Annotated in this window: 13 protein-coding genes; 3 read left to right on the top strand and 10 right to left on the bottom strand. The window is 70.3% G+C overall.

Features of this window, described 5'->3' with window-relative positions; all coding sequences use genetic code 11:
* Position 1: 1 nt before the first annotated feature.
* From ACIBJH_RS04925 to ACIBJH_RS04935, 3 genes are all read right to left on the bottom strand, one after another.
* Complete coding sequence (locus ACIBJH_RS04925; protein ID WP_399115400.1) at positions 2 to 493, bottom strand: hypothetical protein; 492 nt, start codon at positions 491 to 493, stop codon at positions 2 to 4.
* Positions 494 to 525: 32 nt separating this feature from the next.
* Complete coding sequence (locus tag ACIBJH_RS04930; protein WP_399115401.1) at positions 526 to 2,871, bottom strand: PQQ-binding-like beta-propeller repeat protein; 2,346 nt, start codon at positions 2,869 to 2,871, stop codon at positions 526 to 528.
* Positions 2,872 to 3,050: 179 nt separating this feature from the next.
* Positions 3,051 to 3,773, bottom strand: a complete 723-nt coding sequence (locus ACIBJH_RS04935; protein ID WP_399115402.1) for a VOC family protein — start codon at positions 3,771 to 3,773, stop codon at positions 3,051 to 3,053.
* 134 nt (positions 3,774 to 3,907) lie between these two features.
* Between ACIBJH_RS04935 and ACIBJH_RS04940 the strand changes: the two genes are divergently transcribed.
* Complete coding sequence (locus tag ACIBJH_RS04940) at positions 3,908 to 4,543, top strand: TetR family transcriptional regulator (RefSeq protein ID WP_019075507.1); 636 nt, start codon at positions 3,908 to 3,910, stop codon at positions 4,541 to 4,543.
* 61 nt (positions 4,544 to 4,604) lie between these two features.
* Here ACIBJH_RS04940 and ACIBJH_RS04945 read toward each other — a convergent pair whose 3' ends face one another.
* Positions 4,605 to 5,090: a nitroreductase/quinone reductase family protein gene (locus ACIBJH_RS04945; protein ID WP_381244132.1), complete on the bottom strand. Its 486-nt coding sequence runs from the start codon at positions 5,088 to 5,090 to the stop codon at positions 4,605 to 4,607.
* Positions 5,087 to 6,277: an acyl-CoA dehydrogenase family protein gene (locus ACIBJH_RS04950; protein ID WP_399115403.1), complete on the bottom strand. Its 1,191-nt coding sequence runs from the start codon at positions 6,275 to 6,277 to the stop codon at positions 5,087 to 5,089. Before ACIBJH_RS04950 ends, ACIBJH_RS04945 begins: the two co-directional genes overlap by 4 nt.
* 76 nt (positions 6,278 to 6,353) lie before the next feature.
* Here ACIBJH_RS04950 and ACIBJH_RS04955 point away from each other — a divergent pair, with 76 nt between their 5' ends.
* Positions 6,354 to 7,526 (top strand): thiolase C-terminal domain-containing protein, encoded by a 1,173-nt coding sequence (locus tag ACIBJH_RS04955; RefSeq protein WP_399115404.1) that lies wholly within the window; start codon positions 6,354 to 6,356, stop codon positions 7,524 to 7,526.
* 120 nt (positions 7,527 to 7,646) lie between these two features.
* On the opposite strand, the gene ACIBJH_RS04960 is transcribed toward ACIBJH_RS04955, so the two are convergent.
* Genes ACIBJH_RS04960 through ACIBJH_RS04980 form a run of 5 tightly spaced genes read right to left on the bottom strand, consistent with a single transcriptional unit; the run spans position 7,647 to position 10,720 of the window.
* The gene (locus ACIBJH_RS04960; RefSeq protein ID WP_399115405.1) at positions 7,647 to 8,324 is read right to left on the bottom strand and encodes a pyridoxal 5'-phosphate synthase; all 678 of its coding nucleotides are present in this window, start codon (positions 8,322 to 8,324) and stop codon (positions 7,647 to 7,649) included.
* 10 nt (positions 8,325 to 8,334) lie between these two features.
* Complete coding sequence (locus tag ACIBJH_RS04965) at positions 8,335 to 9,216, bottom strand: GNAT family N-acetyltransferase (RefSeq protein WP_399115406.1); 882 nt, start codon at positions 9,214 to 9,216, stop codon at positions 8,335 to 8,337.
* Positions 9,213 to 9,815, bottom strand: coding sequence for a GNAT family N-acetyltransferase (locus tag ACIBJH_RS04970; protein WP_399115407.1), 603 nt, complete (start codon positions 9,813 to 9,815; stop codon positions 9,213 to 9,215). The genes ACIBJH_RS04965 and ACIBJH_RS04970 overlap by 4 nt, the downstream gene beginning before the upstream one ends.
* Before the next feature lie 12 nt (positions 9,816 to 9,827).
* Positions 9,828 to 10,259, bottom strand: a complete 432-nt coding sequence (locus tag ACIBJH_RS04975) for a Zn-ribbon domain-containing OB-fold protein (RefSeq protein WP_399115609.1) — start codon at positions 10,257 to 10,259, stop codon at positions 9,828 to 9,830.
* An 8-nt stretch (positions 10,260 to 10,267) separates the two neighbouring features.
* Positions 10,268 to 10,720 carry a DoxX family protein gene (locus ACIBJH_RS04980; RefSeq protein WP_399115408.1) on the bottom strand — a complete coding sequence of 151 codons (453 nt, stop codon included), beginning with the start codon at positions 10,718 to 10,720 and terminating at the stop codon, positions 10,268 to 10,270.
* 240 nt (positions 10,721 to 10,960) lie between these two features.
* On the opposite strand from ACIBJH_RS04980, the gene ACIBJH_RS04985 reads away from it, so the two are divergent.
* On the top strand, positions 10,961 to 12,559 hold the full coding sequence (locus tag ACIBJH_RS04985) for a subtype B tannase (RefSeq protein ID WP_399115409.1): 1,599 nt from the start codon (positions 10,961 to 10,963) through the stop codon (positions 12,557 to 12,559).
* Positions 12,560 to 12,661: the final 102 nt, after the last annotated feature.

The raw sequence follows: 12,661 nt of genomic DNA on the forward strand, positions 1-12,661 counted from the left end.
GTCACTCCCAGAGAGCCGTGGGATCCACCTCGCAGTGGTCGAGCACCTCGCCGGATTCCCCACCACCGAACTTGACCTTGACGCGCACTGTGCCGTTCGCGGGCACGGTCTTCTTCGGGTGGACGTCCTCGATCCTCAGGTCCTGCTTGTCCATGAAGGTCACCGAGAGGTCGAAGGTGAGCTTGCGGTTGTTGGGGTTGGTGACCTCGACGACGGCGTACGGCTTCGCGTCGGTCGCGCAGCTCACCAGCGTCACCCTGCCGAGTGCGGAGTTCCCGTCCCCGGAGGCCGTGGGGGTGGGCGTGGACCGGTAGGTGGACCGGCGTGAAGTGGACGTGTCGTGGTCCTGGCTCGAACTGCTGCACCCGCCGCCACCACTGCCGCTCCGGTGCCGGCTGCTGCTGTGGTGCCGTCCGGTGGAGAAGCCGGTGAGGGTGAGAACCGTCAGTGCCAGTACTGCCGTGAATCTGAGCCTGCGCCCCCGCGTTTGCATCCGCTCATGGTACCGATCTCAACAGGCCCCGCTCACGCGGTCCTTGCGGTGCCCGTCCCCTTCTCCGCGTCGAGGGCGTAGACGCAGCGGTCCTTGCTGCACGCGTACACGACACCGTCCCGGACGACGGGCGCCCCGGTGATCTCGCCGCCGGTCGCGAGCTTCCAGCGGAGCCGGCCGTCGTCGGCCTTGAGGGTGTAGAGGAGGTGGTCGGTGGAGCCGAAGTGGATCCGGCCCTCGGCGACCGCGGGGGCGCCGACGATGTCGCCGCCCGCCTGGAAGCGCCATTTGGGGGTGCCGGTGACCGCGTCGAGCGTGTAGAGGCCCTTGCCGCTGCCGACGTGGACGTGTCCGGCGGCGACGAGGACGGGTTCGATGGAGGCGCGCGGTTCGGTCGCGATGCGCCAGCGGTCGCGGCCGTCGGCGGCGTCGAGGGCGTAGACGGTGCCGAGGTAGTCGGCGAGGTAGATGCCGCCTCCGGTGACCGCGGGGCCGGGGGCGAAGGTCGGGGCGCAGAGGAAGACCGCGGGGGCCTCGAAGTGCCAGCGGACCCGGCCGCTCGCCACCTCGACGGACAGGACGCGGGTGCCTGCGGCGACGTAGACGTGACCGTCCGGGGCGGCGGTGACCCGTACGGGTACGCCCCCGCAGGAGGCCGCGTCGCCGATCGGGTACGACCAGCGCTCGTCGCCCGTCCGGGCGTCGAGGACGCGCAGCCGGGCGTCCTGCCACACGTACACGGTGCCGTCGTGCAGCGCGGGGCCCGCCTCCGGGGACTCGAAGTCGGTCTGCGCGCCGGTCAGCTGCCACAGCTGCTGCCCGGTGGACGCCTCCCAGGCCTGCACTCCACCGCCGCGGGTGCCGGTGACGACGGTGCCGCGCTCGGCCTTGAGGGAGTACACCCAGGCCTCGGTGGACAGCCGCCACAGGTCACCGCCCTCGCGGGCGTCCAGGGCGAAGAGGGTGGGGCCGTCCGAGGCGTGGATACGGCCGTCCGCGACCGCCATCGACCAGGCGACGTCCCTGGTCTTGAAGGAGCGGCGGCCGGTCTGCACGTCGAGGGCGTGCACCTCGAAGGAGGTGACGTAGACGAGGTCGCCGGCGACGGTCGGGGTGCCCCAGACGTCGTTCGACATCCGGAACCGCCAGGGGCGCCAGCCGGAGGCGGTCTCCGGGGGCAGCGGCGGCGGTGCGGGTACGGCGGGTCCTACGGCGGCGTCGGTGCCGTTGACGCCGGGCCGGGGCCGGGACCAGGAGGCGACGAGGCCGGCCTCCGGAGGGGGTGCCTTCACGGCGGCGGCACGGGCGTCGGCGACCCGGGGACCGGGGCCGATCGGCACGGGCGCGCCGGCCAGTCGTACGGGCCCGGTGTCGGGGGCACCGACAGGGACGGGCACCACGGGGTCGTGGGAGGGCGGCGGCGGTACGGCGGCGCGCCCGCCACCGCTGCGGCCCGCGGTGGGCGTCGGTTTCACGGGCGGGCGTCCGCCGCGCCGGGTCTCGATCAGGGTCACCGCGCGCTCGGGCAGCCAGGCCGAGGCCGTACCGCTGTCGTCGGAGCCGGAGCCGAAGAGATGGGGCGCGAGCTGGGCCTGGAGGTCGGCCGGGTTCGGGCGGCCGGTGGCCTCCATCTGCATGCAGGACTCGATGAGGGGGCGCAGTTCGTCCGGGAGACCGGCGAGGTCGGGGCCCTCGCGCAGCAGCATGAAGACGGTCTCGACCGGGTTGGCGCCGTGGAACGGGGGGTGTCCGGTGGCGGCGAACACGAGCATCGAGCCGAGCGAGAACACGTCGCTCGCGCCGGTGACGCTGCGGGAGTCCTTGGCCTGCTCGGGAGACATGTAGGCGGGGGTGCCCACCGCCACGTTCGTCATCGTCAAACGGGTGTTCGACACACCGGAGGCGATACCGAAGTCGATGACCCGCGGCCCGTCCTCGACCACGAGCACATTGGACGGTTTGAGGTCACGGTGAACAAGACCCGCCCCGTGAATGGACTGCAACGCCTCCGCGACCCCCGCCGCGAGCCAGCGCACCGCCTGGGCCGGCATCGGCCCGCACTCGTTCACTATCTCTTCGAGGGAGGGCGCGGGAACGTACGCGGTGGCCAGCCACGGCACGGCCGCCCGCGGATCGGCGTCGACCACGGCAGCGGTGTAGAACCCGGAGACAGCCCGCGCGGCCTCGACCTCGCGCGTGAAACGGACCCGGAACAGCTGGTCCTCGGCGAGTTCCGTCCGCACGGTCTTGATCGCCACCCGCCGGCCGGACGCCGAGCGCGCGAGATAGACCAGCCCCATGCCGCCCGCGCCCAGCCGCCCGAGCACCTCGAACGGCCCGATCCGCCGCGGATCGTGCTGCGTCAGCTGATCCACCACTTGCCTGCCACCTCCCCGTACGGGCCACGTCACCCACATATGTACGCGACCCCGTGCAGCGTCTCACCACCGCACCGCCATGGCGGCACGCACCCTGATTCTTCCTGGCCGGGCCACAGGTTGCGAACCCGGCGACTAATCGGGGTGTCTCGGCATATCTCCGGACAAACGTCCAGGTGTCAACGTTGCTGCAGCGCGAACGACGCCCCTTGATTGTCGGTGACGACGGCCACATTTCCGTACGACGTCTCGAAGGGCGGGACCTGAACGCGCCCGCCGAGCCGCCGCACGGCCCCCAGAACAGCGGTGATGTCGTCGACCCGGAAGTGAACGAGGAAATGCGGCGGCATCTCCACCGGGAACACGTCGGACACGGGCGCCCGCCCGAAGTCGGGAGCGGCCTCCGGTCCGAAGAGGGCGTCTGTGAAAAGTCCGCCGTAGAAAGTGTTCGCGCTCTCCGTGTCGCGGGCGTACAGCTCGGCCCAGCCGAAGGTGCCCGCCTTGTGCCGGACCCCGAAACCCGGATGGCGGGCCGCCTGCCACAGCCCGAACACGGCACCCTCCGGATCGGCCGCGAGGGCGGCCGTGCCCAGCTCCCCCACGGGCATCGGCGCCATGAACACCTGCCCGCCGGCGTCCCGGATCCGCCCGGTCAGCCGCACCACGTCCGGCGTCGCGAAGTACACCGTCCACACGGTCGGCAGCCGCCCGTCCGCCTTGTGGGCGAGCGCCGCGACCGGCTCACCGTCCTTGCGGGCCCATACGGAGCCGCCGTACGCCCCCTCGAAGGTCCACCCGAAGAGCTCACCGTAGAACCGCCTGCCCGCAGCCAGGTCCGGCAGCTGCGCGTCCACCCAGCAGGGGACGCCCTCTCCGTACGCGGATGCCCTGTTTTCGGCCATACCGTCAAAGTAGCGGCGACACACGCACCCCGCAGACCAGGCACACCACCCTCTGGACCCTCGTGCACCCCATTTGCAGTCGGCCGAATCGCGCTCCGATCACCCCTCGGTAAGCTGACGGCATGACAGGACAAGTGCGTACCGTCGACGGCCGCGTGGCCGGCCGGCGTGGGCAGGCGACCCGGCAGAAGCTGCTCGACTGCCTAAGCGAGATGCTCAGCTCCTCCCCCTACCGGGACGTCAAAGTCATCGATGTCGCCCGGAAGGCGGGGACTTCACCCGCGACCTTCTACCAGTACTTCCCGGACGTCGAAGGTGCCGTCCTGGAAATCGCCGAGCAAATGGCAACGGAGGGCGGGCAGTTGACCGAACTGCTCGCCGGCCGGTCATGGGTCGGCAAGGCCGGCTGGCAGACCTCCCAGGAACTCGTGGACGGATTCCTGGAGTTCTGGCGCCGGAACGACGCGATCCTGCGGGTCGTCGACCTCGGAGCGGCCGAGGGCGACAAACGCTTCTACAAGATCCGCATGAAGATCCTCAACTCCGTGAACAACTCCCTCTCGGACGCGGTCGCCGAACTGCAGTCCAAGGGCAGGGTCGACAAGGACGTGAACCCGGCGGCGGTCGCCGGTTCACTGGTCGCGATGCTCGCGGCGGTCGCCTCGCACCAGAAGGGTTTCCAGACGTGGGGCGTCAAGCAGGCTGAACTCAAGCCGAACCTGGCGCTGTTGGTCCACCTGGGCGTGACCGGCAAGAAGCCGACGAAGTAGCGGTTCCTGCTTCCCAGGTTCTGACTTCTCAGGTCCCAAGTCCTGTCTCGCGGGCGGCGGTTCACCCAGGTGGACCGTCGCCTGCCCTGCGTGTGATCCGGAACAGCCGGATCTCCCGCTCCACCCGCGCCTGATACGTGGCATACGGCGGCCAGAAGACGAGGGCCGCCTTCCACACCTCGGCCCGCTCCTCCCCCTCCAACAGCCGTGCGGTGACCGGAATTTCCACACCCTTCCAACTGATCTCGGCCTCAGGGTGAACGATGAGGTTGCGGGTCCAGGCCGGATGCCCCGTGCGCCCGAAGTTGGACCCGATCAGAACCCACCCGTCCTCAACCGGCATACAGGCCAGCGGAGTACTCCGCCGCTGCCCGCTCCGCGCACCCCGCGCCGTCAGGATCACCCCCGGCAGCATCTGGGCGCTGAGCAGCACCTTCCCGCGGGTCAGCCGGTGCACGGCCCGGTCGAGGGCGGGGATGACATGCGGGGCGACGCGAGCGAACCCGGGCGTCGACGAAACCTTCTGCACCAGCCGCACACCGATCACACCGTCACCTCACGGCTCTCGAAGAGACGCGCACCCTCGGCGGCGTACGCCCGGAGCCGGTGCACCGGCCCGAAGAGCAGTTCGTCACCGGCGGCACGCTTGAAATAGAGATGGGCCTCGTGCTCCCAGGTGAACCCGATCCCCCCGTGCAACTGGATCCCCTCACCGGCGGCCGCCCGCAACGCCTCCAGCGCCTGCGCGAGGGCGAGCCCGCCCACCCGCTCCCCGTGGGAGGTCCCCCAAGCCGCGTAGTAGGCAGCCGACTTGGCCGCCTGGACCTGCACATACACATCGGCCAACCGGTGCTTCACCGCCTGGAACGACCCGATCGCCCGCCCGAACTGCTCCCGCTGCTTGACGTGTTGAACGGTCCGCTCCAACGCCCGGTCGGCGGCTCCGACGGCCTCGGCGGCGAGCGCGGTGGCGACGGTGTCACCGAGCGCGGAAAACTCCCGCAGCAGCCGCGGGCTGTCATCGGCGCCCAGCAACTCCGCTTCCACGTCCCGCAGTTCGATCCGCGCCTGCGGCCTGGTCGCGTCGAGTGCGGTCTGCCGGGTCCGTACGAGCCCGACGGCGTCCCCCTGGACGAGAAACACCAAGGTCCGCGACCGGGCGAACCCCCCGGCATGAGCGGCGACAAGCAACAGCTGGGCACTGTGCCCGTCGAGCACCTGCGCGACCTGCCCGTACAACCGCCACCCACCGTCCCCCTGTTGCCTGGCCTGCACCCCGCCCGCGCGCCCGCCGCCGGCCCACTGGCCGCCGTTGGGGCCGGTGAGGGTGAGGGCGGTGGTGAGGGCGGGCCCGGGAACGGCGAGAGCGGCCGTCAGCGAACCGGTGGCGATGCGAGGCAGCAGCCGGGCGCGCTGGGCCTCGCTCCCGAGGGCGAGGACGAGAGGAGCGGCGAGCACGGCGGTGGCGAGCAGCGGGGAGGGGGCAAGGACACGGCCCGTCTCCTCGCAGGCGAGGGCGAGTTCGGTGGCCGTACAGCCGACACCGTCGTACGACTCCGGGAGCGCGAGCCCCGGCAGTCCGAGCCGGTCGGCGAGGGCGGCCCAGAGGGCGGGATCGTGCCCGGCCGGACTGTCGACGGCGGCCCGGAGCCGGTCCGACCCACTGCGCTTGGTGAGGAGTTCGCGGAGGGTACGGCGGATCTCGTCCTGCTCGGCGGTGAAGCTGGCGTCCATGACACTTCCCTCCAGATCTGACGGTCCGTCATATTAGGAGTCCGGGCACGATATGCACAGAGGGAGGAGGCCCCTCATGACAGCGGGGAGCCGCAAGGTCGCCGTGGTGGGCGTGGCGCTGTCCGACTGCGGACGGGTCGACGACACGACCCCCTACGCCCTGCACGCCCAGGCGGCCCGCCGCGCACTGGCCGACGCGGGCCTGGAACGGGCCGTGGTGGACGGCTTCGCATCGGCGGGCCTGGGCACCCTGCCACCGGTGGAGGTGGCCGAATACCTGGGCCTGCGCCCCACCTGGGTCGACTCGACGGCGGTCGGCGGCTCCACCTGGGAGGTCATGGCGGCGCACGCGGCGGACGCGATAGCCGCGGGCCATGCGAACGCCGTACTGCTGGTCTACGGCTCGACGGCCCGCGCCGACATCAAGGCGGGCCGCAGAACCGGCAACCTCTCCTTCGGCGCACGGGGCCCGCTCCAGTTCGAGGTCCCCTACGGCCACACACTGATCGCCAAGTACGCGATGGCCGCGCGCCGCCACATGCTCGAATTCGGCACGACGATCGAGCAGTTGGCGGAGGTGGCGGTACAGGCTCGCGCCAATGCCGCCCTGAACCCCGAGGCGATGTTCCGCGACCCGATCACCGTGGACGACGTCCTGGCCGGCCCGATGATCGCGGACCCCTTCACCAAACTGCACTGCTGCATACGGTCCGACGGCGGGGCGGCGGTCCTGCTGGCGGCGGAAGAGTACGTACGCGACTGCCGTACCGCACCGGTCTGGATACTCGGCACCGGCGAACACGTCTCGCACGCCGCGATGTCCGAATGGCCCGACTTCACGGTGTCCCCGGCGGCGGTGAGCGGCCGCCTGGCCTTCGAACGAGCCGGCGTCCGCCCCGAGGAGATCGACTTCGCGGAGATCTACGACGCGTTCACCTACATGACGCTGGTGACGCTGGAGGATCTGGGCTTCTGTGCGAAGGGTGAAGGGGGCGCCTTCGTGGAGAAGGGGCGCTTGCGGGTGTCCGGCGGCGAACTCCCCGTGAACACGGACGGCGGCGGTCTCTCGGCCCAACATCCGGGTATGCGGGGGCTGTTCTTGCTGGTGGAGGCGGTCAGGCAGCTGCGGGGGGAGGCGGGCGCTCGTCAAGTCAGGGTTGGGGGAGGTGAGTTGCCGCGTCTTGGGGCTGCTTCCGGGACCGGGGGGTGGTTCTGCTCTTCTGGGACTGTGGTGTTGGGGCGGGGGTGAGGGTGTTGGTCGTGAGGTTGCTTGTTCAGTGACCGTTGGGCCACTCGCTTCTTTGCCAGTGTCGGGCTTCCACGGACCGACACTGACAAGAAGCGAGTGGCCCAACAGCAACCTCACAACTCAGGGCCACAGCAACCCCTTCGCCCACCTCCGCTCCTCACGGACATAACTCAGCCGAACATGCCGTCGTAGTGAATCGCCCTGGAAGAACTCGGCCTCATCAGGGAAGACGCGGTACAGGGTCCAGGACGGGACCGGTGCATCCGGCTCACGTCGGGCGCGTTCCCAGGCCGCTTCGGAGGTTCGGGTCAACTCGTCCAAGGACGGGAGGACTTCGCTTTGGTGGCCGGTCAGGGCCGCTGCCAGGGCTCCCGTCGAGCGCGCGTGCAGATCGGACTGGGATTCGTCGGGGGGTGCGGGGAGGACCGGGCCGCGAAGGCGGATCTGGCGTCCCAGGCGGGGCCAGTAGAAGGAGAGGGCGGCGTACGCGAAGTTCTTCAACTGGTTGCCCTTGCGGCTCGTCGCGTGGGTCGCGAAGGACCAGCCCTCCGTGTCGGCGCCGTGCAGCATCACCATGCGTACGTCGGGCAGGCCCTCGTCGTCCCTCGTCGCCAGGGACATCACGTGGGGTTCGGTCTCCCCCGCCGCCACCGCCTCCGCGAACCACGTCGTGAAGAGGGCGAGGGGGGTGTCCGGTGCCGTCGTCGGGTCGAACGCCCGTAGTTCTGTCGTCCCGGGGGCCCATACCCGTAGTGACTTCAGCAGTTCGTGGAGGTCCGGTCCCGTTTCCGTTGCCATGGGTCGAGTATCACCTCGGCCCGGTGCCGTGTCCGAAGTCGTATGCGGTGAAGTCCGTGACCGGGCGGTACCCGATCCGTTGGTAGAGGGCGTTGCTGGTCGGGTTCGCGAGGTCGGTGAAGAGGAGGACCTCGGTCGCGCCCGCCGTACGCGCGGCTCGGCTGACCTCCGCCGTGACGGCGCCTGCGTAGCCGCGGCCCCGCAGGTCCGCCGGTGTGTAGACGGGGGCGACGCGGATCTGGCCGGCCACCTTCGCCGTGGCTCCGGCCATCGACACGGGTGTTCCGTCGGGGGTCTCCCAGAGCGTGACGCCGCCGTAGGAGATCCGTGCGTCGGCCCATGCGGCGGAGCCGATCGTGGCTCCGTGCTCGCCGATCGCCGCCACGAACTCGCCGTACCAGCGCATGAGTTGTTCGCGGTCCTTTGCCGTCGCGACTCTTGGGCGGCCCGGAGGGGCGGGGTTCGGGATCGTCAACTCGCCCAAACGGTAGAGGCGTTGGTGGACGCCGGTCTCGGGTGCGGATCCGGTTCGTCGTCGCCATGCTTCCGCGAAGGCCGTCGCCGTGTCCTGTTCGGCCATGATGCCGGGCAACTCGGTGCCTCTGTCGGCTAGTTGGGCTGCCAGCGCTTCGGCTTCGCCGGGGGTGAGGCGGGTCGGCATGAGGCGGCCGGGGGGTGTGCGGAAGAACGTGGCCGTGACGGTGCCGTCGCGTTCCAGGACGCCGAACTCCGGGTCGCCGTCGCCGTAGATGTGGCGCCCGCGGCTGCGCAGGGTGTCCGTGACCGTCAGTTGGAGTGTGTGGGGTGCGGGGCGGGACCGGAGGAAGTCCCCTGCCAGGTACAGGAATTGGTCGAGGTCCGCGGTGATGTGCCAGGTGGGGGTCGCCGTCACAGTGCTGTCTCCGGGTCGGTCGCCAGGCGGCCGTGCAGGTGGACGTCGCGGAACGCGTCGCGTCGGCCCGCCTCGAACGTCGCCCCGCGCAGTGTTCCCTCGGCGGGGAAGCCGCAGCGTTCGGCGACGCGGCAGGAGGCGTGGTGGCCGAGGGCGTGGCCGAGTTCGAGGCGGTGCAGGCCGAGGTCGGTCAGGGCCCAGCGGGCGGTGAGGGTGAGGGCGCGGGTGGCGACGTGCCGGCCGCGGGCCTCGGGGAGGGTCCAGTAGCCGACGCGGGCGACGCGGATGATGTGGTCGATGTCGTTGACGCCGACGTGCCCGAGGGTCGTACCGTCGGCGGCGTCCATGACGCGGAACGAGGCGCTGACGCCGTCCTCGGCGCCCTCGGCGCGGGAGCGGAGCGAGTTGCGGGCGCCGATGAGGTCCGTGACCGGGCGGAGTGGGGTGTTCCAGCGCTGGAATTCGGGGTCGGACACTCCGCGCAGCCAGTCCGCGACGTCGGTGTCGTCGTCGGCGTCCCAGGGGCGCAGTCGGAGTCCGTGGCCGTTCAGTTCGGGCAGCGGGTTCTGCTGGAGGGACCGCTCGCGTATGTGGGCCATCGCGCCATTGAATCAAGTGCCCCGTGCACGGGGTGTGTCATTTTTCCCGGGCGGAAGCCTGAAGACCGGTACTCCGTCCCGGAACACGGCCTCGACCGGCGTTCCGGCGCGGAGGTCGGCCGGGTCGGAGTCGACCAGTTCCGTCATCATGCGCGGGCCCTCCGCGAGGTCGACGACGGCGGCGACGTACGGCACCCGTTGTCCGAAGGGCGGCAGGTCGTTGCGGTGGACGACGGACCAGGTGTAGAGGGTGGCGTGGCCGCTCGCGGGCTCCCAGGTGACGTTCTCGCTCCAGCAGTGGGGGCAGAACTCGCGCGGGTAGTGGTGGGCCCGGCCGCAGTCGGCGCAGCGGCGGATCAGCAGTCTGCCCTGGCCGGCCGCGTCCCAGTAGGTTCGGGTGAACGCGTCCGTCTCGGGGAGGTCGAAGCGGGGGGCGTGGCGCATCTCGCCGGTCACCGGAACCATCCGATCGCGTCGTCCAGCGACCACACCTGCCAGGACATCGCGAGGAGTGCCACGGCCGAGATGAGCGCCATCATCGCGTTCTGCCCCTGCTCCGCCCAGTCGTGGATCATGAGGGTGAAGTAGAGGACGTTGAGGAGCAGGCCGCCGACGAGGGCGACCGGGGTGAGGAAGCCCGCCACCAGGCCGAGGCCTACGGCGAGTTCGGCGTAGACGACGACGTACGCCATCGTGCGCGGGCGCGGCGCGACCATCACGTCGAAGCCCGAACGGACCGCGGTCCAGCGGTGTTTGGCGGCTACGTCGGCGGCCCAGGCGATGCCGGTGCCGCGTTCGAACCAGGCCTTCTTGTCCTTGTGCCGCCAGCTCTCCAGCCACCACAGGCCGAGTCCTATGCGGAGGACCGCGAGCCATTCCGCTCCGTCGAGCCAGATCGCATCCATGAATCTGACGGTACGTCAGAAGCTGAGGAAAGCCGAGAGGGGGCCATGAAAATCCTGTGCGCGGGCCGTGCCGCTGTGGGCCCGCCATGAATCCCGGCAGATTGTTGACGATTTTGTTCGCCGCCGATTACGTTCGCAAGCGCAAGGCCAGGAAGCGGTCCGAAAACGCGGTCGGGAACGGTCGGGAAGACGAGAGGCAGCACGGTGAAGCACAGGGCAGTGAAGCGCAGGACGGTAGTCATGGGCATCGGCGCCACCGCCGGTGTCGCGGCGGTCGGCGGCATCGCGCTCAGCGCGAACGCGAGCGACTCGACATCGTCGTCCTCCTCCTCGGACGCCCTGGTCTTCGACCCGGACGCCTACACGAAGCTGACGAAGACGATCACGGACACCGAGGGCACGGAGCACAAGGTCGTCTACCACTTCTGGAAGGCGATCACCTACGTCGCCAAGCCGGTCGACGCCACCTACCAGTCGCTGATCGTCAGCGCCCCCGTGGAGATCGACGGCAAGGCGGTCGACGCGAGCAACGCGCCGATCCTGTTCGCCAACTCCGTCGGCGGCTATCTGCCCGCCTCCGTGGCGACCGCCACCGAGGTCGGTGGCGGCGGTTCGGCGATGGGCGGCGGCGCGGCCCCCAGCGGCGCACCCAGTGCGTCGGCCTCCACTTCCGCAAGCGCCTCCGCCCCCGGCGCCAACGGCAACACCAACGCCACCGGCGGCGCGACCTCCAGCAACCAGCTCCTCGCACTGGCCGCCGGCTACGTCGTGATCGAGCCCGGCGCCCGCGGCCGTACGCTCAAGAACTCCGGTGGCGAGTACTACGGCACCGCCCCGGCCGCGATCGTCGACCTCAAGGCCGCCGTCCGGTACGTGAAGTCCAACAAGGGCCGCATTCCCGGCAACGTCGAGCGGATCGTCTCGGCAGGCACCAGCGCGGGCGGCGCCCTGTCCTCCCTGCTCGGCGCGTCCGGTGACAGCCCGATCTACGACAAGTACCTCAAGGAGATCGGCGCGGCCGACGCCTCCGACGCGATCTTCGCGACCGGCGCCTGGTGCCCGATCACCGACCTGGAGCACGCGGACGGCGCCTACGAGTGGAACTGGGGCGGCAACGACCTGAGCACCGGCAAGCAGGTCGACCAGACGGTGTCGAAGGCGCTGCAGGCACAATTCGCCGAGTACCAGGCCGGGTTGAAGCTGCGCGGCCTCGGCGGCTTCGGTCCGCTGAACGCCCGCAACCTCGACGAGTACCTGGTCGAGCAGTACCTGGAGCCGTCGGCCACCACCTACCTCGCCGCCCTCTCGGACTCGGCCCGCGAGACCTATCTGAAGGCCAACACCTTCATCACCTGGTCCGGCGGAAAGGCGACATTCACCTGGGCCGACTTCCTCACCCACGTGGGCGCCCGCAAGAAGGACACCCCGGCCTTCGACGCCTTCGACCTGTCGGCCGGCGAGAACAACGAGTTCGGCGCGGGCACCACCCTGGCCCGCCACTTCACGGCGTACGGCGCCAAGAACGACTCGACGGGCCTCAGCAGCAAGCGCGTCGCGAGTGACATCCCGGCGAAGCTCGACCTGATGAACCCGATGTTCCACCTGGTGGAGAAGGTGAACCCGAACCGTTCCAAGCACTGGTGGATCCGGCTGGGCACCAAGGACTCGGACACCTCGCTGACGGTCGCCGCCAACCTCGCCGCCCGCCTCGACAACCTGGGCGACGACGTGAACCACATCTACTACTGGGACGAGGGCCACGGCGCCAACACGGACCCGGGCGACTTCATCACCTGGATCGCCCAGGTGACCGGCCACAAGGCCAAGCGCGCCAAGTAGACACCCAGGACGCGGTACCGGTTTCCCGTCATGCACTCCGGTCACCGCGCCACGACGCCGAGCCCCTCCGCGCACGATGCGGGCTCGGCGTCGTGGCTTTTC

The organism is Streptomyces sp. NPDC050548 (assembly GCF_044457385.1).
Classification (GTDB): Bacteria; Actinomycetota; Actinomycetes; order Streptomycetales; family Streptomycetaceae; genus Streptomyces.